Origin of the sequence: Streptomyces cavernae, from assembly GCF_004023625.1 — a bacterium.
Taxonomy (GTDB): Bacteria; Actinomycetota; Actinomycetes; order Streptomycetales; family Streptomycetaceae; genus Streptomyces; species Streptomyces cavernae.
Genome location: NZ_RPDJ01000006.1, coordinates 323,452 through 349,031, shown reverse-complemented (window position 1 = coordinate 349,031; position 25,580 = coordinate 323,452). Strand labels below are relative to the sequence as shown.

The 25,580-nt window shown below is 71.3% G+C and carries 22 protein-coding genes; 7 read left to right on the top strand and 15 right to left on the bottom strand.

The features are described from left to right. Positions 1 to 36: 36 nt before the first annotated feature. Positions 37 to 1,416, bottom strand: coding sequence for an MFS transporter (locus EF387_RS18100; RefSeq protein ID WP_128377581.1), 1,380 nt, complete (start codon positions 1,414 to 1,416; stop codon positions 37 to 39). After that, positions 1,413 to 2,087 carry a GntR family transcriptional regulator gene (locus EF387_RS18095; protein WP_128377580.1) on the bottom strand — a complete coding sequence of 225 codons (675 nt, stop codon included), beginning with the start codon at positions 2,085 to 2,087 and terminating at the stop codon, positions 1,413 to 1,415. The genes EF387_RS18100 and EF387_RS18095 overlap by 4 nt, the downstream gene beginning before the upstream one ends. 264 nt (positions 2,088 to 2,351) lie before the next feature. On the opposite strand from EF387_RS18095, the gene EF387_RS18090 reads away from it, so the two are divergent. After that, positions 2,352 to 3,257 carry a D-alanyl-D-alanine carboxypeptidase family protein gene (locus EF387_RS18090; protein ID WP_128377579.1) on the top strand — a complete coding sequence of 302 codons (906 nt, stop codon included), beginning with the start codon at positions 2,352 to 2,354 and terminating at the stop codon, positions 3,255 to 3,257. Between the two features lie 184 nt (positions 3,258 to 3,441). On the opposite strand, the gene EF387_RS18085 is transcribed toward EF387_RS18090, so the two are convergent. From EF387_RS18085 to EF387_RS18070, 4 genes are all read right to left on the bottom strand, one after another. After that, positions 3,442 to 4,968 (bottom strand): dihydrolipoamide acetyltransferase family protein, encoded by a 1,527-nt coding sequence (locus EF387_RS18085; RefSeq protein WP_128377578.1) that lies wholly within the window; start codon positions 4,966 to 4,968, stop codon positions 3,442 to 3,444. Between the two features lie 10 nt (positions 4,969 to 4,978). Next, entirely contained in the window at positions 4,979 to 5,956 is a 978-nt protein-coding gene (locus tag EF387_RS18080; protein WP_128377577.1) for an alpha-ketoacid dehydrogenase subunit beta, read from the bottom strand. A 1-nt stretch (position 5,957) separates the two neighbouring features. Beyond that, complete coding sequence (pdhA, locus tag EF387_RS18075; protein WP_128377576.1) at positions 5,958 to 7,142, bottom strand: pyruvate dehydrogenase (acetyl-transferring) E1 component subunit alpha; 1,185 nt, start codon at positions 7,140 to 7,142, stop codon at positions 5,958 to 5,960. 786 nt (positions 7,143 to 7,928) lie between these two features. Next, positions 7,929 to 9,500: a protein kinase domain-containing protein gene (locus tag EF387_RS18070; protein WP_128377575.1), complete on the bottom strand. Its 1,572-nt coding sequence runs from the start codon at positions 9,498 to 9,500 to the stop codon at positions 7,929 to 7,931. 383 nt (positions 9,501 to 9,883) lie between these two features. Here EF387_RS18070 and EF387_RS18065 point away from each other — a divergent pair, with 383 nt between their 5' ends. Next, positions 9,884 to 11,566: a protein kinase domain-containing protein gene (locus EF387_RS18065; protein ID WP_128377574.1), complete on the top strand. Its 1,683-nt coding sequence runs from the start codon at positions 9,884 to 9,886 to the stop codon at positions 11,564 to 11,566. 101 nt (positions 11,567 to 11,667) lie between these two features. After that, positions 11,668 to 12,102 (top strand): hypothetical protein, encoded by a 435-nt coding sequence (locus EF387_RS18060; RefSeq protein WP_155589769.1) that lies wholly within the window; start codon positions 11,668 to 11,670, stop codon positions 12,100 to 12,102. A gap of 129 nt (positions 12,103 to 12,231) precedes the next feature. On the opposite strand, the gene EF387_RS18055 is transcribed toward EF387_RS18060, so the two are convergent. Both EF387_RS18055 and EF387_RS18050 read right to left on the bottom strand, forming a co-directional pair. Continuing rightward, entirely contained in the window at positions 12,232 to 12,768 is a 537-nt protein-coding gene (locus tag EF387_RS18055) for a bacterial proteasome activator family protein (protein WP_128377572.1), read from the bottom strand. Between the two features lie 49 nt (positions 12,769 to 12,817). After that, positions 12,818 to 13,378 (bottom strand): PadR family transcriptional regulator, encoded by a 561-nt coding sequence (locus tag EF387_RS18050; RefSeq protein ID WP_128377571.1) that lies wholly within the window; start codon positions 13,376 to 13,378, stop codon positions 12,818 to 12,820. A gap of 250 nt (positions 13,379 to 13,628) precedes the next feature. Between EF387_RS18050 and EF387_RS47480 the strand changes: the two genes are divergently transcribed. Further along, on the top strand, positions 13,629 to 14,000 hold the full coding sequence (locus tag EF387_RS47480) for a hypothetical protein (protein WP_202918299.1): 372 nt from the start codon (positions 13,629 to 13,631) through the stop codon (positions 13,998 to 14,000). 184 nt (positions 14,001 to 14,184) lie between these two features. On the opposite strand, the gene EF387_RS18040 is transcribed toward EF387_RS47480, so the two are convergent. Beyond that, a complete protein-coding gene (locus EF387_RS18040; protein ID WP_128377570.1) occupies positions 14,185 to 15,165 on the bottom strand; it encodes an NAD(P)H-quinone oxidoreductase in 981 nt (326 codons plus the stop codon). A 482-nt stretch (positions 15,166 to 15,647) separates the two neighbouring features. On the opposite strand from EF387_RS18040, the gene EF387_RS18035 reads away from it, so the two are divergent. Together EF387_RS18035 and EF387_RS18030 are read left to right on the top strand one after the other, a co-directional pair. After that, the gene (locus EF387_RS18035) at positions 15,648 to 16,688 is read left to right on the top strand and encodes an ATP-binding cassette domain-containing protein (RefSeq protein ID WP_128377569.1); all 1,041 of its coding nucleotides are present in this window, start codon (positions 15,648 to 15,650) and stop codon (positions 16,686 to 16,688) included. Then, positions 16,685 to 17,533, top strand: coding sequence for an ABC transporter permease (locus EF387_RS18030; protein WP_128377568.1), 849 nt, complete (start codon positions 16,685 to 16,687; stop codon positions 17,531 to 17,533). Before EF387_RS18035 ends, EF387_RS18030 begins: the two co-directional genes overlap by 4 nt. A 33-nt stretch (positions 17,534 to 17,566) precedes the next feature. On the opposite strand, the gene EF387_RS18025 is transcribed toward EF387_RS18030, so the two are convergent. The 6 genes from EF387_RS18025 to pdhA (EF387_RS18000) form a co-directional block, all read right to left on the bottom strand. Further along, positions 17,567 to 18,664, bottom strand: a complete 1,098-nt coding sequence (locus tag EF387_RS18025) for a potassium channel family protein (protein ID WP_128377567.1) — start codon at positions 18,662 to 18,664, stop codon at positions 17,567 to 17,569. 80 nt (positions 18,665 to 18,744) lie between these two features. Then, positions 18,745 to 20,208 (bottom strand): molybdopterin molybdotransferase MoeA, encoded by a 1,464-nt coding sequence (locus EF387_RS18020; RefSeq protein ID WP_128377566.1) that lies wholly within the window; start codon positions 20,206 to 20,208, stop codon positions 18,745 to 18,747. Beyond that, positions 20,205 to 21,143: a DUF6457 domain-containing protein gene (locus EF387_RS18015; RefSeq protein WP_128377565.1), complete on the bottom strand. Its 939-nt coding sequence runs from the start codon at positions 21,141 to 21,143 to the stop codon at positions 20,205 to 20,207. Before EF387_RS18015 ends, EF387_RS18020 begins: the two co-directional genes overlap by 4 nt. 57 nt (positions 21,144 to 21,200) lie before the next feature. Further along, the gene (locus EF387_RS18010) at positions 21,201 to 22,700 is read right to left on the bottom strand and encodes a dihydrolipoamide acetyltransferase family protein (RefSeq protein ID WP_128377564.1); all 1,500 of its coding nucleotides are present in this window, start codon (positions 22,698 to 22,700) and stop codon (positions 21,201 to 21,203) included. Next, positions 22,700 to 23,704 carry an alpha-ketoacid dehydrogenase subunit beta gene (locus tag EF387_RS18005; RefSeq protein WP_128377563.1) on the bottom strand — a complete coding sequence of 335 codons (1,005 nt, stop codon included), beginning with the start codon at positions 23,702 to 23,704 and terminating at the stop codon, positions 22,700 to 22,702. The genes EF387_RS18010 and EF387_RS18005 overlap by 1 nt, the downstream gene beginning before the upstream one ends. After that, positions 23,701 to 24,882 (bottom strand): pyruvate dehydrogenase (acetyl-transferring) E1 component subunit alpha, encoded by a 1,182-nt coding sequence (gene pdhA / locus EF387_RS18000; RefSeq protein ID WP_128377562.1) that lies wholly within the window; start codon positions 24,880 to 24,882, stop codon positions 23,701 to 23,703. The genes EF387_RS18005 and pdhA (EF387_RS18000) overlap by 4 nt, the downstream gene beginning before the upstream one ends. A 207-nt stretch (positions 24,883 to 25,089) precedes the next feature. On the opposite strand from pdhA (EF387_RS18000), the gene EF387_RS17995 reads away from it, so the two are divergent. Next, a complete protein-coding gene (locus EF387_RS17995) occupies positions 25,090 to 25,575 on the top strand; it encodes an Lrp/AsnC family transcriptional regulator (RefSeq protein WP_128377664.1) in 486 nt (161 codons plus the stop codon). Positions 25,576 to 25,580 lie beyond the last annotated feature (5 nt).

Sequence of the window (25,580 nt, the reverse complement as noted above, 5' to 3'; positions counted from 1 at the left end):
CTGCACCGCCAGCAACAACGACGGCAACAGCAAGCCTCAGGCCGGCACGTGCACCGTCTCCACCCGGCTCGCCACCAGCCGCTCCCGCTCCCGGCGTGCGGCCCTGTCGCGCAGCCGCAGTATCTGGCTGAGGCCCAGCGCCTGAAGGACGAAGACCGCCGAGAACGCGATCCGGTAGTTGTCGCCGGTCGCGTCCAGCAGGATGCCGACCGCCAGCAAGGTCGTCATGGAGGCCACGAAACCGCCCATGTTGGTGATGCCGGAGGCGGTGCCCTGACGTGTCGGCGGGTTCGCGGGCCGCGCGAAGTCGAAGCCGATCATCGACGCCGGACCGCACGCGCCGAGCACCGTGCACAGCACGATCAGCAGCCACATCGGGGCGTGCCCGCCGGGATACGCCAGCGTCGCCCCCCAGACCGCCGCCGTGGTGCCGATCGTGCCCAGCGCCAGGGGGAGCCGGGCCGCGTGGTGCCGGGCGACGATCTGCCCGAACACCAGGCCGATCGTCATGTTCGACAGCACGACCAGCGTGAGCAGTTCACCCGCGCCGGCCCGTGACAGCCCCTGGGTCTCGACCAGGAAGGGCATGCCCCACAGCAGCAGGAACACCATCGCCGGGAACTGCGTGGTGAAGTGCACCCACATCCCCAGGCGCGTCCCAGGCTCCCGCCAGGCGGCCAGGATCTGCCGTCGTACGTACGCGGCCCCCTGGTGCGGGAACGGTTCGGGTTCGTGCCCTTCGGGGTGGTCCTTCAGGAACAGCAGCAGCAGTACGAGAACGACGACGCCCGCGACCGCGCTGCCCCCGAAGGCCGCGGTCCAGCCGATCCCGTGCAGCAGCCGGGCCAGGACGAGCGTGGAGACCAGGTTGCCCGCCATGCCCACGAGACCCGCGAGCTGTGCCACCAGTGGTCCGCGCCGCGCCGGGAACCAGCGTGTGCCCAGCCGCAGCACGCTGATGAACGTCATCGCGTCACCGCAGCCGAGCAGTCCGCGCGCGGCGAGGGCCATCCCGTAGGACGGCGAGAGCGCGAACCCCAGTTGCCCCGCGGTGAACAGCACCGCCCCGAGCGCCAGCACCTTCTTGGTGCCGAGCCGGTCGACCAGCAGGCCCACCGGTATCTGCATGCCCGCGTAGACGAGCAGTTGGAGGATGGAGAAGGTGGACAGCGCCGAGGCGTTCACCTGGAAGCGGTCCGCGGCGTCGAGACCGGCAACCCCCAGCGAGGTGCGAAAGATGACGGCGACGAAGTAGACGGCGACACCGACGGACCACACGACGACCGCGCGCCGGCCACCGGGGGGATCACCGGGCAGCGAGACTCCGGAGCCGGAGGACCGGGAAGAGCGGGAGGAGGGGGACCTGCGGGAGGGGCCGGAGGATCCTGAGGAGTCCGGTGAGGCGGAGGAGCTCATCGGACGTCGCCCCGCGCGAGGTGGGAGAACCAGCCGATGTGCCGGGAGACGACCGCTACCGCCGCGTCCGCGTCACCGGAGCGCAGCGCGTCGAGGATCTCCTCGTGTTCGCTGAGCCCCTTGGCGATCCGGTCGGGGTGCGAGTGCATGATCGCGACGCCCATCCTGAGCTGCCGGTCGCGCAGTTGGTCGTAGAGGCGGGAGAGTATCTCGTTGCCTCCGCTGCGCACGATCTCGGCGTGGAAGCAGCGGTCCGTGACGGCGGCCCCGGCGAGGTCCCCCGCGGCCGCCTGGGTCTGCTGCCGCTGGAGGAGTTCGGCGAGCCGCTCGACGAGCTGGGGTGAGGCGGGCACCGCCTTGCGGATGGCGTGCTCCTCGACCAGCAGCCGGGTCTCCACGACATCCGCGATCTCCTGCGCGGAGACCGGGAGGACCAGCGCGCCCTTCTTCGGGTAGAGCTTGATCAGCCCCTCCACCTCGAGCCTGAGCAGCGCCTCGCGTACCGGGGTCCGCGAGACCCCCACGGCCTCGGCGAGCTCCCCCTCGGTGAGCAGGGTGCCGCCCTCGTAACTCCGGTCCAGGACGCCTTCCTTGACGTGCTGGTAGACACGGTCGGCGGCGGGCGGCTGCTTGACGGGCCGAGGGGCGGTCGGAGACGGGGCTGAAGGCATGCGCACATCTTAGATACAACACGTACGCATGGTCGTGGGTCGTCCATCATGCGGACGCCAGAGGAGCGTGGACCGAACGCCCGTCCGACCGGCCACCCGGCCGCCCTGCCCCCACGGAAAAGGCTCTCCCAGAGATGTAACGCACGTCACGGAACCAACACCCGACTGCCGTGCATCCCTTTCTGTTGTTCGAGAGTCTTCCGACCGACGGCACTGTCATGTGTCGTTTTCGCAGGGGCATTTGACGCATTCGGAGCGTTCACTTTGATTACCGGCATTAAGGGCACGCGTATCGGCAGAGCCGCCATCGTCTCCCTCACCGCAGGAGCCATGGCCGCCGTCGGCACCCTGACGACGTCCGCGCAGGCCGCCACGGTCGCCAAGCCCACCATCGCCGCCAAGGGCGGCTACGTGATGAACAGCGCCACGGGCAAGACGCTCTTCACCAAGGCCGCGGACTACCGCCGTTCCACCGGCTCCACCACGAAGATCATGACCGCGCTGGTCGTGCTCGGACAGTCGAACCTGAACCTCGACAGCAAGGTCACGATCCAGAAGGCGTACAGCGACTACATCGTCGCCAACAACTACGCCTCCAACGCCAAGCTGATCGTGGGTGACAAGGTCACCGTCCGCCAGCTGCTGTACGGCCTGATGCTGCCGTCCGGCTGTGACGCCGCGTACGCGCTGGCCGACAAGTTCGGCAGCGGCACCACTCGCGCGGCCCGTGTGAAGTCCTTCATCTCCAAGATGAACACGAAGGCCAGGAACCTCGGTCTGACGAACACGCACTTCGACTCCTTCGACGGCATCGGCCGCGGCGCCAACTACTCGACGCCGCGCGACCTGACGAAACTCGCCCGTGCGGCACTGAAGAACACCAACTTCCGCGCGATCGTGAAGACGAAGTCGTACACGGCGAGGACGATCACCAAGACCGGCACCACCCGCACCATGGCGCCGTGGACCAACACCAACCCGCTGCTCGGGACCTACACCGGCGCCATCGGCGTGAAGACCGGTTCGGGCCCGGAGGCCGGGTACTGCCTGGTCTTCGCCGCCACCCGCAACGGAAAGACGATCATCGGTACGGTCCTCGCCTCCACGTCGGCCACCGCCCGTGCGACGGACGCCAAGAAGCTGCTGACCTACGGCTTCCAGGTCGGCTGACCCACGGCCGGCAACGTCGGCTGACCCACGGCCGGCAAGGGCAACTGACCCACGGCTTCGAGGTTGGCCGGCCCGCCGGCCGTGCCGGCCACAACGGCCGTGCCGGACGCACCGGCAGGAACGACCGCAGTGAGGAGGGGCCCACCGCGAGTGCGGTGGGCCCCTCCTCACTGCGCGCGGCCGGCTACGCCCAGGTGATCAGCCGCTTCGGCTGCTCCAGGAGCGCCGCCACATCGGCCAGAAGCCTGGAACCCAGCTCGCCGTCGATGAGACGGTGGTCGAAGGACAGCGCCAGGGTGGTGACCTGGCGGGGCTTCACCTTCCCCTTGTGGACCCACGGCTGGAGCTTGATCGCGCCGACCGCGAGGATCGCGGACTCGCCGGGGTTGAGGATGGGCGTTCCGGTGTCGACACCGAAGACACCGACGTTGGTGATGGTGACCGTACCGCCCTGCATCGCCGCCGGAGACGTCTTGCCCTCGCGGGCCGTCGACACCAGCTCACTCAGGGCCGCGGCCAGTTCGGGCAGCGTCTTGGCATGCGCGTCCTTGATGTTCGGCACGATCAGACCGCGCGGGGTGGCCGCCGCGATGCCCAGGTTGACGTAGTGCTTGAGGACGATCTCCTGGTTCGCCTCGTCCCAGGAGGCGTTGACCTCCGGATTGCGCCGGATCGCCACCAGCAGCGCCTTGGCGATCAGCAGCAGCGGGTTGACCCTGAGGCCCTCGAACCCGTAGTCCTCCGGGGCCCGCTTGAGCTCTTCGACCAGCCGCATCGTGCGCGTCACGTCGACCGTCACGAACTCGGTGACGTGCGGTGCGGTGAAGGCCGAGCCGACCATCGCGGCGGCCGTGGCCTTGCGGACGCCCTTGATGGGAATCCGGGTCTCCCGGGCGTCCGAGGCCGCGGCGGGCGCCGGGACCTCGGTCACCGCCGGGGCGGGTGCGGCGACGGGCGTGGCAGCGGGCGCGGCCTCCGGGGCCGGGGCCACCGCCGCGTGCACGTCCTCGCGGGTGATGATCCCGTCCGGGCCGGACGGGGTGACGGTCGCCAGGTCCACCCCGAGGTCCTTGGCCAGCTTGCGCACCGGAGGCTTGGCCAGGGGGCGCGCGGCCTCACGGCCGTGGCCGTTGAGCTCGGACTGGACCGCCGTGGCGGCGTCGTAGGGGTCGGCCGGCGGCTGCGGGACCGGGGCCTGCTTCGGTGCCGGGATCTGCTGCGGGGCTGCGGGGGTCCGGGCCACGGGCGCCGCGGAGGGCTCCTGACGCGGGGGCTCGACCGGCTTACGGGGCCGGCGCCTGGTGGAGGACTCCGCGACGCCGTATCCGACGAGGACCGGCTTGCGGCCCTTCGACCCGGCGGGGGCCGCGGGCTGCGCGGACGGTCCGGCGGGGGCCTCCTCCTGGGCCGGCGGGGCCGCCTGTGCCGTCTCGGCGGCGGCGGGAGCGCCCCCGCCCACGTCCACCGAGATGATCACCTGGCCGACGTCCACCGTCGTGCCCTCGGCGAAGCGCAGTTCGCGGACCACGCCGTCGTACGGGATCGGCAGTTCCACCGCCGCCTTGGCGGTCTCCACCTCGCAGACGACCTGCCCGTCGCTGACCTGGTCCCCGGGCTGTACGTACCACTTGAGGATCTCGGCCTCGGTGAGTCCCTCGCCCACGTCGGGCATCTTGAACTCCCGCACGGACGTGTCTGTCATCGTCGTCACGGCCTCTCCCTCAGTACGCCAGCGAGCGGTCGACGGCGTCGAGCACCCGGTCAAGCCCCGGCAGGTACTCCTCCTCCAGGCGCGCCGGCGGGTACGGGGCGTGGTAGCCGCCGACCCGCAGGACGGGCGCCTCCAGGTGGTAGAAGCACCGCTCGGTGATCCGGGCCGCGATCTCCGCGCCCGAACCGAAGAACACCGGTGCCTCGTGCACCACCACCAGGCGGCCGGTCTTCTGGACCGAGGCCTGGACGGAGTCGAAGTCGATCGGGGAGACCGAGCGCAGGTCCAGCACTTCGAGGGACTTGCCTTCCTCGGCGGCCGCCTGGGCCACCTCGTGGCAGAGCTTCACCATCGGCCCGTAGGCGGCCAGCGTCAGATCGGTGCCCTCGCGCACCACACGCGCCTTGTGCAGCGGGTCGGGGATCGCCTCACGGCTGACCTCCGCCTTGTCCCAGTAGCGCCGCTTCGGCTCGAAGAAGATCACCGGGTCGTCGCTCTGGATGGCCTGCTGCATCATCCAGTACGCGTCCGACGCGTTGGACGGGGAGGCGATCTTCAGGCCCGCGACATGCGCGAACAGCGCCTCGGGGGACTCGCTGTGGTGCTCGACCGCGCCGATGCCGCCGCCGTAGGGGATGCGCACGACGACCGGGAGCTTGACCTTGCCGAGGGAACGCGCGTGCATCTTCGCGAGCTGGGTGACGATCTGGTCGTAGGCCGGGAAGACGAAACCGTCGAACTGGATCTCCACCACCGGGCGGTAACCGCGCAGCGCCAGGCCGATCGCGGTGCCCACGATGCCGGACTCGGCGAGCGGGGTGTCGATGACCCGGTCCTCGCCGAAGTCCTTCTGCAGACCGTCCGTGACCCGGAAGACACCGCCGAGCTTGCCGACGTCCTCACCCATGATCAGGACCTTGGGGTCGGCTTCGAGGGCCTTGCGCAGCGACTCGTTGATCGCCTTGGCGAGCGCCATCTTCTCGGCCATGTCACTTGCCCCCTTCCACGTCCGCGAACGACGCCTGGTACGCGGCGAACTGTGCGCGCTCCTCGTCGACCAGCGCGTGTCCGTCCGCGTACACGTTCTCGAAGATGGCGAAGTGGTCCGGGTCCGGCATGGCTCGCACCACTTCGCGCACTCGCCTTCCCAACGCCTCGCTCTCGGTCTCGAGTTCCGCGAAGAAGCCCTCGAGCTCCTGGGGCGTGTCGGTTTCGGACTCGAGGTAGCTGCGCAGGCGGGCGATCGGGTCCTTCGCCTCCCAGGCGGCCCGCTCGTCGTCGTGGCGGTAGCGGGTCGGGTCGTCGGAGGTGGTGTGGGCGCCCATGCGGTAGGTGAACGCCTCCACCAGCGTGGGTCCCTCGCCCCGGCGGGCCCGCTCCAGGGCCCACCTGGTGACGGCGAGGCAGGCGAGGACGTCGTTGCCGTCGACGCGGACGCCCGGGAAGCCGAAGCCCTGCGCGCGCTGGTAGAGCGGCACCCGGGTCTGCTTCTCGGTGGGTTCGGAGATCGCCCACTGGTTGTTCTGGCAGAAGAACACGACGGGGGCGTTGTAGACGGCGGAGAAGGTGAACGATTCAGCGACGTCGCCCTGGCTGGACGCGCCGTCGCCGAAGTACGCGATCACGGCGGAGTCGGCGCCGTCCTTGGCGATGCCCATGGCGTAGCCGGTGGCGTGCAGGGTCTGCGAGCCGATGACGATCGTGTACAGATGGAAATTGTTGCCGTTGGGGTCCCAGCCGCCGTTGTTCACACCGCGGAACATGCCGAGCAGATTGGTGGGGTCGACCCCGCGGCACCAGGCGACGCCGTGCTCGCGGTAGGTCGGGAAGACGTAGTCGTCGTCGCGCAGGGCCCGCCCGGAGCCGATCTGGGCGGCCTCCTGGCCGAGCAGCGAGGCCCACAGGCCCAGCTCGCCCTGGCGCTGCAGGGAGGTGGCCTCGGCGTCGAAGCGGCGGGTCAGCACCATGTCCCGGTACAGTCCGCGCAGCTCTTCGGGGGTGACGGCCTCGACGTACGGTTCGTACTCCGCGTTCTGCGCCGTCCTGACCCGCTTGCCCTCGGGCGTCAGAAGCTGAACGAGTGCGGGCTCTGTGCTCGGTGACTTCCTGGCGCTGGTGCGCTTCGTACCGGCGCTGCGTCGCGGTTTGCGCGCGGCAGTGCTCTCCACGGTCACGTGTGCTCCTCCGTCGGTCCGGCTCCCGGGTTCGCCGGGTGCCTGGGGGTCCCTCCGCTCCTCAGAGTCTGCGGAGCTCGGGGAGGCTCGCCCGCCCGCACGGACGCACGGGGTGGGTGCGGCCCGGTCGGAACAGGCGTGACAGGTGCCCCGGCGAGCGCCCTGCACAGGGCACGTTACCCAGTGCCTCACATTTCTGTGAAACCCCTCCTGACCTGCGATTTTTGCTTGGATTTCCAAGTAAAAGGTACTTGGAAGACCGAGTACCCCGCAGGCGTCGGGAACAGGCACTGGTCACAGCCTTGCAGGGGGCCGGAACACCGGCACGTTATCCCGGCCACCCCGGGCTCGGGAAGGGCCTGATCGACTGCTCCGTCCGGGGGCTCCGATGGCCCGGACGGCCCTCTCCGGGCGCGTCGGGTGCCCCGCACGAGAGCCGACAGCACACGTCACGGAAGGTCACACCAAGTGGGGATCGAAGCACTCCGGGTGACGAAGCCGAGCTCATGGGCCCCTGCGGTGCCCTACGATCTGCCGGGTGCCACGCCCATCACCCTCCAGTCCGCATGCCGCGACCGCTCTCCGTGAGGCGCTGCGGGCGCCCGGCAGCCCGCCTGTGGGCCCTTCTGAGCGTCGTACAGGCGTTCCTGGGGCGGATCCGCACAGGTGACGGCCCCGGAGACGACACGCGCGCGTGGAGCCCGCTTCCGGGCCACACGCGCGCGTGGAGGTCTGTCGGTGCCGCCGGGGCCGTGGCCGCGGCGGGTACCGGGGTTGGCGTCGGGGTCAGAGACCCTCGCCGCCGGCCGTGTCCCCGCCTCCCCCGGCTCCGCCGTTCTCCTCGCCGGTCGGCTGGCTCGCCGTACCCGTCGGCTCCGGATCCGTGCCCGTCGGCTCCGGATCCGTGCCCGTCGGCTCCGGATCCGTGCCCGTCGGCTCCGGATCCGTGTCCGACGGCTCCGCCTGCGACTCGGACTCGGTGGGGGTCTCGGAGGGCGTGGACTCCTCGCCGCCACCGCCGCCGCCCGAGGTGTTCTCCTCGACCGAGGCCTCGTTCGACGGCTCCTCAGAGACGTCGGCGCTGGACTTCTGCTCCTTGCTGGGCGTCGAAACCGTCGGCGTCTGCGGCTGTTCCGTCTTGCCACCGCCGCCGCTCTGCAGGGCGAGAGCGACGCCCGACCCTATGGCGATCACCGCCAGCACGGCGAGGATCCACAGCTTGCCGCGGCCGGCGCCGCCGTTGCCGTTCCCCTCGAAACCGCCGTCGTCGCCGCCCCTGGGAGGCAGGATCGGCGAGGCGATCTGGCTGGTGCCGGAGTCACCGCCGGGGTGCGGCAGTACACCGGTGCCCGCGAAACCTGCCGCCGGGGTGTGGCCGCGCTCGTGCATGTCCACCGGGCCGGTGTTCCAGGTGCCCGTGTGGCTGCCCTGCTCGTACAGCATCTGCAGCCCGTACTGGACCAGGCCGCGCATCTCCTCCGCGGTCTGGAAGCGGTCGTCCGGGTCCTTCGCGAGCGAGCGCATGACCAGCCCGTCGAGCTCCGGCGGTGCCGCGTCCGAGGCCTCCGAGGGCGGCACCGGGGCGTCCTGGACGTGCTGGTAGACGACCGACAGCGGGGTCTCACCGGTGAACGGGGGGCGCAGCGCGAGGAGTTCGTAGAGCAGACAGCCCGTCGCGTACAGGTCCGAGCGGTGGTCGACCGCCTTGCCCAGCGCCTGTTCCGGCGACAGGTACTGCGGGGTGCCCATGACCATGCCGGTCTGCGTCATCGTGGTGGACGCCCCGTGCAGGGCGCGCGCGATGCCGAAGTCCATCACCTTCACGGCGCCGTTGTTGGTGATGATGACGTTGGCCGGCTTGATGTCGCGGTGCACGATGCCGTGTTGGTGCGAGTAGGCGAGCGCCTCCAGCACACCGGAGACGATGATCAGGGCCTGCTCCGGGCCGGGCGCCTCGGCGTTGATCAGCAGATCGCGGATCGTACGGCCCTCGACCAGCTCCATGACGATGTACGGCACCACGTTGCCGCCGATCATGTCCTCACCGGAGTCGTAGACCGCCACCACCGCGTGGTGGTTGAGGCCTGCCACCGACTGCGCCTCGCGCGTGAAACGCGCTTTGGACACGGGATCCTCGGCCAGGTCGCCGCGGAGCAGCTTGACGGCGACGGTGCGCCCGAGCCGGACGTCCTCGGCCGCGTACACGTCTGCCATGCCGCCCCGGCCGAGCTTGCGTGTCAGCCGGTACCGGCCGTCCCCGACCAGCCCGCCGTTACCCCACATGTCCGGCGTATCTGACATACCGCCGCCAGCCGCCTCGGGGTCGGACGGGCCCTGAGCGCGCTGCTGCTGTGCCATCAGTCCTCGCCGTTCTCTGTCCGCACTGTCGGAGTACGCGCGGTGGTTTTACGGTCTCCGTCGGCCCACGCTACAGCCTCCGTACGACACTCCGGTCCGTGATGGACCGGCCATTTGGTCCGGGATGGACCGGCCATGAAACCCGCAGCGAGCCTTCAGGAAACCCGCAGGGGGTGTCCGGGTGCAAATTCTGTGTTCCGGGCGTACGGCCCTCGTAACGCTTCCGCGACGCTTCTTTCGCGTACGGTCACGGAACGGGCACCGCGCTTGACGTGTCTTGGCCCTGGGGCAGACTTGGCCGGGAAGAGCGCCGGGAAGCGCAGCCGACCAGTGATCGCGGAAGCACACGAGCAGCTGCCGAGTGCCGATGGGGGACGCAGGACATGAGCCAGGACGGCGCTCAAGGCAGGTACGCGGGGCGTTCGGTGGCCGGTGGCCGGTACCAACTGCGTGACCTCCTCGGCCAGGGCGGCATGGCCTCGGTGCACCTCGCCCACGACTCGGTGCTCGACCGGCCGGTCGCGATCAAGACCCTGCACACCGAACTCGGACGCGAGCAGGCTTTCCGTGAGCGTTTCCGCCGCGAGGCCCAGGCGGTGGCGAAACTCACGCACACCAACATCGTCTCCGTCTTCGACACCGGCGAGGACGACCTCGAGGGCACGGCAACCCCCTACATCGTCATGGAGTACGTCGAGGGCACGCCGCTCGGCTCGGTCCTCGACTCCGACATCGCGCGCTACGGCGCGATGCCCGCGGAGAAGGCGCTGAAGGTCACCGCGGATGTGCTGGCGGCCCTGGAGATCAGCCACGAGATGGGGCTGGTGCACCGGGACATCAAGCCGGGCAACGTGATGGTGACCAAGCGCGGCGTCGTCAAGGTGATGGACTTCGGCATCGCCCGGGCGATGCAGTCCGGTGTGACCTCCATGACACAGACCGGCATGGTGGTCGGCACCCCGCAGTACCTCTCTCCGGAGCAGGCGCTCGGCCGGGGCGTGGACGCGCGCAGCGACCTGTACTCCGTCGGCATCATGCTGTTCCAACTCGTCACCGGCCGGCTGCCCTTCGAGGCGGACTCGCCGCTCGCCATCGCGTACGCGCATGTGCAGGAGCCACCGGTCGCGCCCTCCGCCATCAACCGTTCGCTGCCGCCGGCGGTGGACGCGCTGGTGGCTCGTGCGCTGAAGAAGAACCCGAACGAACGCTTCCCGAGCGCCGAGGCGATGCGTGACGAGTGCCTGCGGGTGGCCCAGTCGCTGCAGTCGGTCGCGCCGAGCATCGTGCCCGGGGCCCGGACGCCGAACGGCGCCGGCGTCGCGTCCGCGGTGTTCCCGCCGGTCGACACCGCTTCTCCGGCGCCCACGGGCCCGGTCCAGACGCCCTATCAGCCGGGCCCCTACGGCCCGCCGGCGGCTTCTGAGGCGAATCCGGTTGCTCCCGCGAATCCGCAAGTGAATCCCGCGCCCGTGGGGACTCCGCCACAGGGGTACGGCTATCCGCACCAGGGCGGCTACCCGACCCCGGCGGCGTACTCCCCGCAGTCCGGCGCGCAGACCCCGCCGCCGTACCTGATCTCCCCGCAGCCGGCGACACCGGTGCCCACCGGGGGCGGCGGCACGAAGAGCAACACTCCGGTGATCGCCGGTTCCGTCGCCGTCGCGCTGCTCGCGATCGGCGGCCTGGTCGCGGCGCTGATCCTCAACGCGGGCGACGAGGGAAAGGGCGGCTCCGCGGACGCCACTTCCTCGCCGTCCGTGTCGGTGGTGGCCGGTCACAAGGGACCGGAGACCACGAGGACGATCGAGACGACGAAGTGCACCGAGCCGCAGGAGTCCTTCAACGACGAGGAACAGGTCAAGATGCCCAACTTCGTCTACAAGAACTGGGATTCGGTCCTGTCCTGTCTCCAGGCCGCGGGCTGGCGCTACGACAAGAACCCCGTCAACGAGAACACCTACGGGCAGGACACCGTGATGCGGCAGTCCCCCAAGGCAGGCACGGACTTCGACCCGGACGAGCCGCCGACCATCCAGTTCGACATCTCCACGGGCAACCCACCCTGATCCGCGCCCCGCACCAAGACCGATTGCTTTACAAAAGATCACTTCCTGCATAACTTTTCGATCTCCAACAAGTCCGGATGACCGAAAAGTAGGGGGAGTACATGCGCGTGCGCAGAGCGACCGTCGCCCTGGCCGGCGTCGCCGCGGCCTTTCTGGTGCCGGTGATCGCGACGCCCGCGGCGGCGGCCACAGCCGACGTCGGCTGCTCGATGTCGGCGGGCAGGGGCACCGGAAGCTGGACCTGGGCCAGCAAGACCAAGCTGACCAACGTCCATCTCTGGGCCAAGGACACAGACGCGGACGGTTGGCACCCGGCCATCCGTCTGGTGACCGTCACGGCGAACAACGAGGTGAAGCACTGGGGCTGGCGCCACGTCTACGGGGGCTCCGGGGCCATCGACTCGTGGGACACCTACGCCGAGGACTCCCGTGGCATCAAGCGGGCCTCCATCGAGGTGGGCACCTTCAACGGCACCACGTTCCTCCAGGCTCCCAACTGCGGCTCCGTCGGTCCGCTGAACCCGTTCTACGCCTGAGGACCATAGGCTTCCTCAGCACCGTGTGGCAGCACCTGCGTGCTGCCACACGGCTTTTCGACAGGTGTGGTACGCGCGTCGGCGTCGCGGACCCTCCGTGGTCCGAAAGAACGCTCAGAAAGGGGGTTCCTAGAGGTACGGGCCTCCCGAACGCCCTGTCCGCTGGTCGGGGCCGTCCTCGCTGACGATCCCCGGCGGGAGCGCACGGCGCATCTGCTCCAGCTGGGCCCGCGCCGCCATCTGCTGGGCGAACAAGGCCGTCTGGATGCCATGGAACAGGCCCTCCAGCCAGCCGACCAACTGGGCCTGCGCGATCCGCAGTTCCGCGTCACTGGGAACCGCCTCGTCCGTGAAGGGCAGGGAGAGCCGCTCCAGCTCCTCAACCAGCTCCGGGGCCAGACCGTCCTCGAGTTCCTTGACGGAGCTGGCGTGGATCTCCTTCAGCCGGACCCGGCTCGCCTCGTCGAGGGGAGCCGCCCGCACCTCCTCGAGCAGCTGCTTGATCATGCTGCCGATGCGCATGACCTTGGCCGGCTGTTCCACCATGTCCGTCACCGGGACCTCGCGGGAGTCCTCGTCTCCTCCGCCACCGAGCGCCATCCCATCCTGGCCCACGACCAGGACCTGGGGGCTCTCCTGCGACCTTTCGTTCCTCGGCATCTCCATGCCGCCATTCTCTCGCACGCACCCACCTCATCACCGTGGCGCCCCCGCCTCAAGGGCCCGGGGGTTCCGTAGCCGCTGCCTCCGCCAGGCGCACCAGACGGGCCTCACAGTGATCGAGCCAGCGCGCCTCGGCCTCCGCGGTGAAGACGAGGTGCTCCAGGACGAGCAGCCGGGCCACCTCGTCCCGGTGCGCGGGCGTGTCCGCCAGCACCTGCGCGCGCAGCCGCGTGTAGGTGTGCATCGCCTCCGAGACGTGCCGCCGCTGGGCCTCCATGACCTCCCGTACGTCGACGCCGGGCGCCGCGACCGCCATCGCCAGCTTGATGGCCAGCTCGTCCCGCGGCGGGCTGGTCCGCTCCACGGGCCGCGCGTACCAGGACCGCAGCTCAGCCCGCCCGTCGTCGGTCAGCGCGTACAGCGCCCTGCCCGCCTCGTCCGTGCCCTCCTGCACGACCATGCCGTCCCGTTCCAGCCGGGCCAGCGTCGTGTACACCTGACCGACGTTCAGCGGCCAGGTGGCGCCGGTGCGCGACTCGAACTCGGTGCGCAGACGCGCGCCGTAACAGGGGCCGCGTTCCAGGAGCGCCAGGAGGCCGTGACGTATCGACATAACCGGTATTGGTACCCGGAGCTTCCGGGTGCGCAAGACCGTCCGAGATGCCGGACCGGAACAACCGTGTGAGGCTTGTGCCGTCTTCGCTTCGCCTTCGCCCGCCTTCGCCCCGGCTTCCGCCCCGCCTCCCCCTCGCTCTTCGCTCCGTCTTCGCCCCGCCTCCCCCTCGCTCTTCGCTCCGTCTTCGCCCCGTCTTCGTCCGTCTCCGCTCCGTTTTCGCTCCTCGCACCGGGAGGAGGTCGCCGACGTGACACCGTGGCTCCGCGCACCGCGCACCGCCTGCCTGCTGCTGGTCCTGGCGGCCGCGTCCGTCCACCCCGCCCACGCGGCGGACACCGACCCCGGCCAGGGCGCGTCCCGCGCGGGAAGCCGCTACGGGGAGGGACGTGAGCGCCCGGGACGCAACGAGCCCCCGCCACCGGAGGCCGTGCCGACCTACACCGCCGAGGCGCCCCCCGCCGTGGCCCCCTCCCGGGACGCCGCACTGCCCACCGGCCGCGGCCTGCCGCCCGCCTCCACCGAGCCGGTCCTGCGGGTGCTTCCGCTGGGCAGCGGACTGATCCTCATCGGAGCGGGCCTGGGCCTGGCATTCGTGGGCCTGCGGGTACGACGCGGCTGACCCGGCCCGAGCGGCCCACGAGCACCTCCCACGGCTTACCCCACGCCTGTCCGGCCCCGGCCCACGAGCACCTCCCACGGCTTACCCCACGCCTGCCCCGGCCCCGGCCCACGGGCGCGCCTGCGACGGGTACCACGCGGCTGACCCGGCCGTCGGGGTTCTCCGCCGCACCCGCGGACCGCGTTCAGGCGAGAGTCAGCACCACCTTCCCCACGTGCCCGCCCTCCTCCAGCACCCGATGGCCCTCGGCCGCCTCCCGCATGGGCGCCTCCCGGTCGACGACCGCCCGCACCCGCCCGGCCGTGATCAGCGGCCACACGTGCTCGCGGACCGCCGCGACGATCGCCGCCTTCTCCCCGAGCGGTCGCCCGCGCAGCGAGGTGGCGGTGATGGCGCCACGCTTGGCCAGCAGCGCACCGAGGTTCAGCTCGCCCTTCACCCCGCCCTGCAGACCGATGACCGCGAGCCGACCGTTGACGGCGAGCGCCTTCACGTTCCGCTCCAGATAGCGGGCCCCGATGATGTCGAGGATCACGTCGGCGCCCGCCCCGTCCGTGGCCCGCCGCATCTCCTCGACGAAGTCCTGCTCGCGGTAGTCGATGAGCACGTCCGCGCCCAGCTCACGGCACCGCTCCAGCTTTTCCCTGCCGCCGGCGGTGACGGCGACCTTCGCCCCGACGGCCTTGGCCAGCTGGATCGCCATCGTGCCGATGCCGCTGGCCCCGCCGTGCACGAGCAGGGTCTCGCCCGGACGCAGATGGGCGATCATGAAGACGTTCGACCAGACCGTGCAGGCCACCTCGGGCAGCGCCGCGGCCCGGGTGAGCGGGACGCCATCCGGCACGGGCAGCAGCTGACCGGCCGGGACGGCGACCTTCTCGGCGTAACCGCCACCGGCGAGCAGCGCGCAGACCTCGTCGCCGACGTCCCACCCGGAGACCCCGGGGCCGAGCGCGGAGATCCGGCCCGAGCACTCCAGGCCCGGGTACGGGGGAGCGCCGGGCGGCGGGTCGTAGAAGCCCTGCCGCTGCAGCAGATCGGCGCGGTTGACGGCGCTCGCCGCCACGTCGACGAGTACTTCGCCCTCGCCGGGCACCGGATCGGGGACCTCGGCCCACACCAGCGCCTCGGGACCACCGGGTTCGGGAATCGTGATCGCGTACATGAAAAGGGACGCTACTCCTCATGGGATCCGGGCTCGGCGGGGCCTGCACGGGCCGCTTCCGCCCACGGTCCGGACGGGCCCTTGCCGAGGTACCCCCCGCCTCAGGGGTCCTTGCACTATGCCCGCCCGGGTCGCGCGGCCTGGCACCGCTCCCCCAAGCTCTCGGCTGCGCTCGAGCAGGGGGCACCCCCATCGCCGCGTTGCCGAAAAGCCCAGGTAGCTCCTCCCCCAAGCTTTCGGCTCCGCTCGAACAGGGGGCACCCCCATCCAGGGCTCTCCGGCGCCTTGCGATGCACGGCACCAGACCACGCGACCTCATCGGACGCTCATAGTGCAAGGACCCCTCAGCCGGTTCGCGCCAAGCTGGCCCATTCCCGTAAAGAAGGTGACCGCGAGCCGATTTTCCGTACCGTTGACGATGAGTTTGCGCGCCCCTGGGGGTCTGCCTTCCGTAGCCCCCGTACGCGGAAGGACTCCGACAGATGAGTGCACACCCATCCGGGCTCGCGATCGAGACCGCGGGCCTGGTGAAGACTTTCGGCACGACGCGGGCCGTCGACGGCGTCGACCTCTCCGTGCCCGCCGGCACGGTCTACGGCGTCCTCGGCCCCAACGGCGCGGGCAAGACCACCACCGTGAAGATGCTCGCCACCCTGCTGCGCCCCGACGGCGGCCAGGCGCACGTCTTCGGCCACGACGTCGTCCGCGAGGCGGACCAGGTGCGCAGCCGGGTCAGCCTCACCGGCCAGTACGCGTCCGTGGACGAGGACCTGACCGGCACCGAGAACCTGGTCCTGCTGGCCCGCCTCCTCGGCCACGGCAAGCGCGCCGCGCAGCTGCGCGCACAGCAGCTGCTGGAGGCCTTCGGGCTGACCGAGGCCGCGGGCAAGCAGGTCAAGCACTACTCGGGCGGCATGCGGCGCCGCATCGACATCGCCGCGTCCATCCTCAACACCCCCGACCTGCTCTTCCTGGACGAGCCGACCACCGGCCTCGACCCGCGCAGCCGCAACCACGTCTGGGACATCGTGCGCGCGGTGGTCGCCCAGGGCACCACCGTGCTGCTGACCACGCAGTACCTCGACGAGGCCGACCAGCTGGCGTCCCGGATCGCCGTCATCGACCGGGGCAAGGTGATCGCCGAAGGGACCAAGGGCGAGCTGAAGTCCTCCGTCGGCGCCGGCTCCGTCCATCTGCGGCTGCGGGACCCGGAGCAGCGCCCGCAGGCGCGGGAGGTGCTGCGGCTGGCCCTGGACGCGGACGTGCAGCTGGAACCCGATCCGGTGGCCCTGACGGCCCGCGTCGGCACGGGATCGGCGAACGGTCAGGGCGCCGCCGAGCAGGCCGCCCGCGCCCTCGCCGAGCTGGCCCGCAGCGGCATCACCGTCGACAACTTCTCGCTGGGACAGCCCAGCCTGGACGAGGTCTTCCTCGCCCTCACCGGACACGACACCCAGGCCCGCGACACCGACGGTGCCGCAGGCACCGCCGGGCACGACACGAAGGACGAGGCGGCCGCATGAGCACCGCGACCAGCACCGAGAGCAAGGAACTCGCCCCCGTCAGCGCCGAGTCGCTGGCCGCGCTGCTCGTCGCCAAGGAGCGGCCGCCGCGGCCCAGCGCCCTGTCGGCGTCGCTGACCTTCGGCTGGCGGGCCATCCTCAAGATCAAGCACGTCCCGGAACAGCTCTTCGACGTCACCGCGTTCCCGATCATGATGGTGCTGATGTACACCTACCTCTTCGGCGGCGCCCTGGCCGGGTCGCCGAGGGAGTACATCCAGTTCCTGCTGCCGGGGATCCTGGTGATGTCGGTCGTGATGATCACGATGTACACCGGCGTCTCGGTCAACACGGACATCGAGAAGGGTGTCTTCGACCGCTTCCGTTCGCTGCCGATCTGGCGGCCGTCGACCATGGTCGGCTATCTGCTGGGGGACGCCCTGCGCTACACGATCGCGTCCGTCGTGATGCTGACGGTCGGCCTGATCCTGGGCTACCGCCCGGACGGCGGGATCGTGGGCGTGCTCGCCGGGATCGCGCTGCTGGTCGCCTTCTCGTTCGCGTTCTCGTGGATCTGGACGATGTTCGGACTGCTGCTGCGCACCGAGAAGTCGGTGATGGGGGTCAGCATGATGGTGATCTTCCCGCTGACCTTCCTCTCCAACGTCTTCGTCGACCCGAGGACCATGCCGGGCTGGCTCCAGGCCTTCGTCAACAACAGTCCGATCACCCATCTCGCGTCCGCCGTGCGCGGTCTGATGGCGGGTGACTGGCCGACGGCGGAGGTCGCCTGGTCGCTGGGCTGGGCCGGGCTGTTCGTGCTGGTCTTCGGCCCGGTGACGATGCGGCTGTACAACCGCAAGTGACCGAGGGCGGGCGGCCTCTCCCGCGACGGTGGTTCAGTCGTGCGGGAGGGGCCGCAGATCGGGCGTCGTCTTCGTGCCCGGCGTGGCCCGCACGATGGTGATGAGACGGTCCGTCAGCTGCAGGGTCCCGATCGACGGATCGTCGTACCCGAGCACCCGGTGCCCGCGCACGACACTCACCACCAGGTCCTCCGTCTCCCGAGCGCGCTTGCCCACCTCGGCCTTTATGACGGGCCTTTCGACGATGTCGAGCCCGCTGCCCTGCTGGATGAGGTCCTCCATCACCATGCCCGCGGCGGGGCTCAGCACGGACAGCCCGAGCAGCCGCCCGGCCGCGCTGGCGCTGGTGATGACGGCGTCGGCCCCGCTCTGCTTGAGCAGCGGCGCGTTCTCCTCCTCCCGCACGGCGGCCACGATCTTCGCCCCGCGGTTGAGCTGCCGGGCGGTCAGCGCGACCAATACGGCCGTGTCGTCCCGCTGGGTGGCGATGATGATCTGCCGGGCCTTCTGCACCTCCGCCCGCAGCAGCACATCACTGCGGGTCGCGTCCCCGACCACCCCTGCGTACCCATCGGCCGTCGCCGCCTCGACCACCTTCGAGCTGGGGTCGACGACCACGACCTGCTCTTTCTTCAGCCCGGTGGCGCACACGGTCAGAATTGCCGAGCGACCCTTGGTCCCGAACCCGACAACGACGGTGTGATCCCTCAAGGTCGCCCTCCAGCGAGACAGCCGCCACTCCTCCCGGGTGCGCTCCGTGAGGACCTCGAGAGTGGTGCCGACCAGGATGATCAGGAACAGCACGCGCAGGGGCGTGATGACGAAGATATTGGTGAGCCGGGCGGCGTCGCTGACCGGGGTGATGTCGCCGTATCCGGTGGTGGAGAGGGTGACGGTGGCGTAGTAGAAGGAGTCGAGCAGGTCGACGCCGCCGTCGGAACTGTCCTTGTAGCCGTCGTGGTCGGCGTAGACGATGAACGCCGTCGCGACGAGCACCAGCAAGGCCATCACCAGCCGTCTGCCGACCTGCCGTATCGGACGCTCGACGATCTTTCTGGGCAGCTGGACCCGATGGGTCACCAAACGCTCGTCCGCCTGGCGGGCGATGGCGTCCTGGCCCGGAAGTTTCACGTGAAACACTCCCCGTTCTGGTTCACGTCAGACACGCCGTATGTCCCGTGTCCGCCGCTTCATGTGAGGCACACCGCCGTTCACGCGCCGGGCGCCCCGATCCCGGCCGGCGCCCAGGGCAGGTGGAGAGGTGCCAGCTCCTGCCCCGCCCGGGCGCCGCCCGGGGGGACGACCGCGAGCGCGTCCGCCGCCGCGATACCGCGGAGCATGGCCGGACCGTTGTAGTGCAGCGGTACGGCGCGGCCGGCCCGTACGGCGACCGGGATCAACCTGGTGTCCTGCGGATGCCCGTGCACCGTGCCCTCCACGGGCAGCGCCTCCGGCTCGTGGGCCGGGCGGCCCGCGAGGGTGCGCAGCAACGGCTCGGCGAGCGTGAGCAGCCCGGAGACCGCGGCCAGGGGGTTGCCCGGCAGGCCCACAAGATGCTGGTTCTCCCTGGTGCGGGCCAGCAGCATGGGGTGACCCGGGCGCACCTTGACGCCGTGCACCAGGAGTTCGGCGCCCACGCGACGCAGGGTCGGCTGGACATGGTCGACGGGCCCCGCCGCCGTCCCGCCGGTCGTGACGATCAGATCCGCGTCGGAGCTGGACACGGCCCCGTACAGGGCCGCCGCGTCGTCACCCAGCCTGCGCACCTCGACGACCTCCGCGCCGAGCGCCCGCAGCCACGAGGGCAGCATCGGCCCGAGAGCGTCCCGGATCAGCCCGTCGTGCGGCAGACCTTCGGTGAGCAGTTCATCGCCGAGGACGAGGACGTCGACGCGCGGGCGGGGAACGGCCTGCACCGTGTCGTAGCCGGCCGCCGAGGCGAGTCCCAGCACGGCCGGGGTGACCGTCGTACCGGCGGGCAGCAGCTGGTCGCCGCGCCGGCACTCCTGGGCCCGCGGACGGATGTCCTGCCCCGGCACGACCTCACGGGTGGCGTGCAGCCGCCCCAGATCGTCGGTGTGCCCGTGCTCGGAACGCAGGACGGCGGTGGCCTCGTGCGGGATACGGGCCCCGGTGGCGATCCGTACCGCCTCGCCGTCGCCGAGCGGTTCGGGCTCGGCATGCCCGGCCAGCACCCCGTCCTCTCGTACGGCCCAGGGGCCGGGGCCGGCGACGGCCCAGCCGTCCATGGCCGAGGTGTCGAAGGACGGCAGATCGGTGAGGGCGGTGAGAGGGGCGCCCAGGGCCAGGCCGAGGGCGTCGTCGAGGCGCACGGTGACGGGACCGTGCGCGCGCACCGAGCGGGCCGCCCGCTCGGCGATCGCCCGGGCCTCCGGCCAGGGGGTGGCCGCGTGACGGGCGTGCTTGCGCCGGGCCACATCGTCCCGTTCGGTGGACACGGGGTCGGACTCCGAGCCGTGGCCGGACTCCCGCGGGCCGCTCGGGGCGTCCGTGGGAGCGGGGTCCGGGCCGTCTGCCGGTGTCCCCGGCAAGCCGGCCTCAGGGTCCTGATCGCCGACCGGGACGGACGCGGCGGGCCGTACCAGGGCGAGGGCCTCCTCGACGTCGAGGTCGTCGGCGTCATGGCCGCCCCGGGTGCCGCGGGTCGCGGTCATCCTGCCTCCGGACCGGTGTCGGGCCCCGCCGTCTCGTCCGCCCAGCGCAGCGCGAGGGCGGTCGCCTTGCGGGAGGCCTCGGCCACCGCTTCGGGGCCGCCGCCCGCCCGCGCGGCCGCGTAGCCGACGAGGAACGTGGTCAGCGGGGCGGCCGGACGCGCGACACCGTGCGCGGCGTCGCGGGCGACGTCCAGCAGGGCCTTGATGTCGACGTCGAGGTCGATGCCCAGCTCGTCCTTGACTGCGGAGATCCATTCATCCAACACGTGCCCATGCTCCCTGATACGCGCTCTGGCCGCTGCAATGTCGTCCCAGGTGTCGCAGTCGAAGGACGCGACGGGGTCGCAGACACGCGTGAGTTCGAGCGCTCCGACCAGCCGCCGCAGCGGCAGTCCGGCGAGCGAGTGGTGTTCCTCGCCCAGCCTCGTCAGCTCACGGCGCAGCGCGTCCGCTCGGTACGCGGCCACGAGTGGCTGATCGCGTCCGTCGGGGTCGGTGAGCATCGCGCCGTCCGAACCTGCCCGGTTCGTCGCCGCCGCGTCGGCAAGGGCGCCACTCGCCCGCGGCGCCACCACACCGGTGTCGGTGGTGGTCGCGCTCGCCCGGCCGAGGGCGTCCAGCAGGTGCCGTACTGTGCTCTCCGCCAGAAACGGCAGGTCGGCGGAGAGCACGACGACATGCTCGGCCGTCGTCCGGCGCAGTCCGGCGTCCAGCGCGGCCAACGGCCCGCCGCCGGGTGGATCCTCGCGCGCCCAGACCACCGGGCGCGCGGTCACCCTGGGGTCGGCGACCACCACGGTGGTGTGCGCGCCGGCGCAGGCCGTCAGCACCCGGTCGAGCAGGGCCCGCCCGCCGACACTCAGCCCGGGCTTGTCCACCCCGCCCAGCCGCCGTGCGGCGCCCCCGGCGAGCACGATCGCGTCGTACGAGGTCATGCCCCGAGTATGGGCGCCCGCCGGATCATTGCCACCCCCCTTCGGGGGATCAAAGGGTTACAGGGTCCTCAGCAGCACCGCCGGCTGTTCCACGCAGTCGGCCACGTACCGCAGGAACCCTCCGGCGGTGCCGCCGTCGCACACGCGGTGGTCGAAGGTGAGCGAGAGCTGGACGACGTGGCGTACCGCCAGCTCCCCCTGGTGCACCCACGGCTTGGGGACGATGCGACCGACGCCGAGCATGGCCGCCTCGGGGTGGTTGATGACCGGTGTGGAGCCGTCGACACCGAACACTCCGTAGTTGTTCAGCGTGAAGGTGCCGCCCGTGAGGTCCCCGGGCGTCAGCGTTCCGGACCGGGCCGCCTCGGTGAGCCGCGCGAACTCGGCGCCCAGCGACTCCGCGTGCCGCGTGTGCGCGTCCCGGACGACCGGGACCAGCAGCCCCCGATCGGTCTGCGCGGCGAACCCGAGATGCACCGCGTCCAGCCGGACGATCTCACGCGCCTCGGTGTCGACCGTCGCGTTGAGCTCGGGGTACCGGGCCAGCGCCGCGGTGCAGATCCGGGCCAGCAACGCGATCAGCGGGATCTTCGGTCCCGCCGCGGCGTTCATCGCCGCGCGCGCGTGCAGCAGTTCGGTGGCGTCGGCGTCCACCCAGCAGGTGGCGTCGGGGATCTCGCGCCGGCTGCGGGAGAGCTTGTCGGCGACGGCGCCCCGGATACCGCGCAGAGGGACCCGCGTACCCGCGCCGGCGGCCGCACCGGCAACGGGCACGGTACCCGGCTGCGCTGACACCGGTCGGACCGGTTCCACCGGGACCGCCGGGACCGCCTCGACAGCCGGGCCCGACCGGGTTGCCGGAGCCGTGGGGACGGCGGGGGCAGCGGGGGCAGCCGCGACGGGTACCGTCCGCGTCGCGTGCGCCGCGTGCTCAACGTCTGCCCTCAGGATCAGCCCGTCGGGCCCGGACCCCGCCAGCTCCCTCAGGTCGAGCCCGTACTGCCGGGCCAGACGCCTTACGAGCGGCGAGATGACCGGCACTGGACCGTCGGGGCTCCGCCGTCCGGCCGCGCGGGCGGACTCGTGCTCGCCCTTCCCCGGCGAAAGCGGATCGCTCCTCCCCGCCGAACGCGGTTCGCTCGTCCCCGCCGAGCGCGGTTCGCCCGTTCCCGGCGAAGGCGGTTCGCCCGGGCCCGGCGCGCGCAGCCCCACGACCCCCGGTCGCACCCGCCTGCGCCGTGCGGGAGCGGCCCCCGTGCCATAGCCCACGAGCACGTTCCCCGACCCGGCGTCCTCACCGGCCGGGGCAGGCGCACCCACCGCCACCGTCAGCAGCGGTGCACCCACGGGAAGTTCACTGCCCTCCTCGCCGTAGCGGGCCGTGACGACGCCACCGTACGGGCAGGGCACCTCGACCATCGCCTTGGCCGTCTCGACCTCGACGACCGGCTGGTCGACCGCGACCACATCGCCGACCTGGACCAGCCAGCGGACGATCTCCGCCTCCGTGAGCCCCTCGCCGAGGTCCGGCAGCTTGAATTCGAGGACCTGCGCCATCAGCTCTCCGCCTCCCACTGCAGGCGTGCCACGGCGTCCAGGATGCGGTCGACGCCGGGCAGGTGGTGCCGCTCCAGCATCGGCGGCGGATACGGGATGTCGAACCCGGCGACCCGCAGCACCGGGGCCTCCAGATGGTGGAAGCAGCGCTCGGTGACGCGCGCGGCGATCTCCCCGCCGGGTCCGCCGAAGCCGCCGGACTCGTGCACCACCACCGCCCGGCCCGTCCTGCGGACGGACGCGGCGACCGTCTCGTCGTCGAACGGCACCAGCGAGCGCAGGTCGACGACCTCGAGGTCCCAGCCCTCCTCGCACGCCGCCTCGGCCGCCTCCAGGCACACCGGCACGGACGGCCCGTAGGTGATCAGCGTGGCGCTGCGGCCCGGACGCCGCACCACCGCGCGGCCGATGGGCTCGACGGGCACCGGCTCCTCGGGGTTCCAGGACTCCTTCGACCAGTACAGCCGTTTGGGTTCCAGGAAGACCACCGGGTCGTCGGAGGCGATGGCGGCGCGCAGCAGCCCGTAGGCGTCGGCGACGGTCGCGGGCGTGACGACGTGGAGCCCCGGCGTGGCCATGTAGTACGCCTCGGAGGAGTCACTGTGGTGCTCGACGCCGCCGATCCCGCCGCCGTAGGGGACCCGGACGGTGATGGGCAGCGGCATCGCCCCGCGCGTGCGGTTGCGCATCCGCGCCACGTGAGAGATCAGCTGCTCGAACGCCGGGTAGGCGAAGGCGTCGAACTGCATCTCCACCACGGGCCTCAGGCCGTACATGGCCATGCCCACGGCCGTCCCCAGGATGCCCGCCTCGGCGAGCGGTGTGTCCGTACAGCGGTCCTCGCCGAACTCCTTGGCGAGCCCGTCGGTGACCCGGAAGACACCGCCGAGGGTGCCGACGTCCTCGCCCATGACGTGGACCGTCGGATCGGCGGCCATCGCGTCGCGCATCGCGCGACCGAGGGCCTGCGCCATGGTTGCGGGCTTGAGGGCGACCGTGGTCATCGCCGGTCTCCTTCCGCGTGGGCGGCGGCCCCGGCTTCCGCGGTCACGCCCTGCTCGGCGTCCAACTCGGCCCGCAGCTGGGTCTGCTGCTCCAGCAGCTGGGGGGTGGGTTCGGCGTACACATGGGCGAACAGGTCCATGGGGTCGAGCGCCGGGTCCTGGTTCATGCGCTCGCGCAGATCGGCGGCCATCGCCTCGGCGTCCTCGCGCGCGGCCCGCACTCCGTCCTCGTCGAGCAGCCCGCGCGCGGTCAGCTCCCGCTCCAGCAGGGCGATCGGGTCGTGCTCACGCCAGGCCTCGACCTCGCTGTCGTTGCGGTAGCGGGTCGCGTCGTCGGCGTTGGTGTGGGCGTCGATCCGGTACGTCACCGCCTCCACCAGCGTGGGGCCACCGCCCGCGCGCGCATGCCGTACGGCGGCGGACAGCACCTCGTGCAGCGCCACCGCGTCGTTGCCGTCGACCAGACGGCCGGGCATGCCGTAACCGACGGCCTTGTGGGCCAGGGACGGCGCGGCGGTCTGCTTGGCGAGCGGTACGGAGATCGCGTAACCGTTGTTCTGGACCAGGAAGACCACAGGTGCCTGCCAGACGGCCGCGAAGTTCAGCGCCTCGTGGAAGTCACCCTCGCTGGTGCCGCCGTCGCCGACCATGGCCAGCGCGACCACGTCGTCGCCCTTGAGACGGGCGGCGTGCGCGAGGCCCACGGCGTGCGGGAGCTGGGTGGCGAGCGGTGTGCACAGGGGCGCGACGCGGTGCTCGTGCGGGTCGTAGCCGGTGTGCCAGTCTCCGCGCAGCAGCGTCAGCGCCTGGACCGGGTCCAGGCCGCGGGCCACGGCGGCCAGGGTGTCGCGGTAGCTGGGGAAGAGCCAGTCGTGGTCCTCGAGGACGAGCGCCGCGGCGACCTCGCAGGCCTCCTGGCCGGTGCTGGAGGGGTAGACGGCGAGGCGGCCCTGCCGGGTGAGGGCGGTGGCCTGGGTGTTGTAGCGGCGGCCGCATACCAGCTGCGCGTAGAGCCGGCGCAGCAGCGCGGGGTGTGCATCAGCGACGGCGTCGGCGGCGTCGGTGCCCAGCACGCGGTACGGCCGCGCGTCGGGCAGCAGCGGCGCGGGGTCGGTGCGGGGCTGCCAGGCGGGCGGCGGGGTGGGCCGGTAAGCGCCCCGCTGCTCCATGACCGTCATGACGGCACCTCCTCGTGGTCCGAACCGGCTCCGGGTGGGAGCCGCGTCGAGGCGCGCCGGTGTGATGCGCCTCACCTACCGATTGTTCGGTCGTCGGCACATTTTGGCTACAGGCACCTCCAGGCTGTGGACAAACGGTTCTCCACACCCTGAGATGGACGCAGTACGTCCATGGTATTGAGGCGGGGGGGCATGGCTCCTGAACAAATGGCCGACGAGCCCGAGAGCGATCGCGCGCTCCCGCCCGCCCGGCCACTGGACGCCATAGACCAGGACATCCTGCAGATGCTGCGGGCCGACGGCCGGGCCTCGGTCCGCTCCGTCGCCGAACGCGTCCATGTCTCCCGCGCCAACGCCTACGCACGCATCAACCGCCTCATCGAGGACGGCGTGATCCGTGGCTTCGGAGCCCGCGTCAACCACGAGCGGGCGGGCAAGGGCGCGGCCGCGTACATCACGCTGAAGATCGTGCAGAACTCCTGGCGCTCGGTGCGCGAACAGCTGCGCGCATTCCCGGAAGCGGCGCACATCGCCTTGGTCAGCGGCGACTTCGACGTCCTGCTGCTGGTGCACACCCCGGACAACCGGGCGCTGCGGGAACTGGTGCTCACCAAGCTGCAGGCGATACCCGAGGTGCTCAGCACCCACACGCTGCTGGTGTTCGAGGAGGAGGACCTGGAGCCCTCGGGCTGAACGCC

Coding starts and splice junctions, on each gene's coding strand:
- EF387_RS18015 (WP_128377565.1), bottom strand. CDS start 21,143: ATGACCTCGTACGACGCGATCGTGCTCGCCGGGGGCGCCGCACGGCGG.
- EF387_RS18100 (WP_128377581.1), bottom strand. CDS start 1,416: ATGAGCTCCTCCGCCTCACCGGACTCCTCAGGATCCTCCGGCCCCTCC.
- EF387_RS18055 (WP_128377572.1), bottom strand. CDS start 12,768: ATGGAGATGCCGAGGAACGAAAGGTCGCAGGAGAGCCCCCAGGTCCTG.
- EF387_RS18040 (WP_128377570.1), bottom strand. CDS start 15,165: ATGTACGCGATCACGATTCCCGAACCCGGTGGTCCCGAGGCGCTGGTG.
- EF387_RS18095 (WP_128377580.1), bottom strand. CDS start 2,087: ATGCCTTCAGCCCCGTCTCCGACCGCCCCTCGGCCCGTCAAGCAGCCG.
- pdhA (WP_128377562.1), bottom strand. CDS start 24,882: ATGACGGTCATGGAGCAGCGGGGCGCTTACCGGCCCACCCCGCCGCCC.
- EF387_RS18080 (WP_128377577.1), bottom strand. CDS start 5,956: ATGGCCGAGAAGATGGCGCTCGCCAAGGCGATCAACGAGTCGCTGCGC.
- EF387_RS18010 (WP_128377564.1), bottom strand. CDS start 22,700: ATGGCGCAGGTCCTCGAATTCAAGCTGCCGGACCTCGGCGAGGGGCTC.
- EF387_RS17995 (WP_128377664.1), top strand. CDS start 25,090: ATGGCCGACGAGCCCGAGAGCGATCGCGCGCTCCCGCCCGCCCGGCCA.
- EF387_RS18065 (WP_128377574.1), top strand. CDS start 9,884: ATGAGCCAGGACGGCGCTCAAGGCAGGTACGCGGGGCGTTCGGTGGCC.
- EF387_RS18005 (WP_128377563.1), bottom strand. CDS start 23,704: ATGACCACGGTCGCCCTCAAGCCCGCAACCATGGCGCAGGCCCTCGGT.
- EF387_RS18030 (WP_128377568.1), top strand. CDS start 16,685: ATGAGCACCGCGACCAGCACCGAGAGCAAGGAACTCGCCCCCGTCAGC.
- EF387_RS18060 (WP_155589769.1), top strand. CDS start 11,668: ATGCGCGTGCGCAGAGCGACCGTCGCCCTGGCCGGCGTCGCCGCGGCC.
- EF387_RS18050 (WP_128377571.1), bottom strand. CDS start 13,378: ATGTCGATACGTCACGGCCTCCTGGCGCTCCTGGAACGCGGCCCCTGT.
- EF387_RS18070 (WP_128377575.1), bottom strand. CDS start 9,500: ATGGCACAGCAGCAGCGCGCTCAGGGCCCGTCCGACCCCGAGGCGGCT.
- EF387_RS18035 (WP_128377569.1), top strand. CDS start 15,648: ATGAGTGCACACCCATCCGGGCTCGCGATCGAGACCGCGGGCCTGGTG.
- EF387_RS18020 (WP_128377566.1), bottom strand. CDS start 20,208: ATGACCGCGACCCGCGGCACCCGGGGCGGCCATGACGCCGACGACCTC.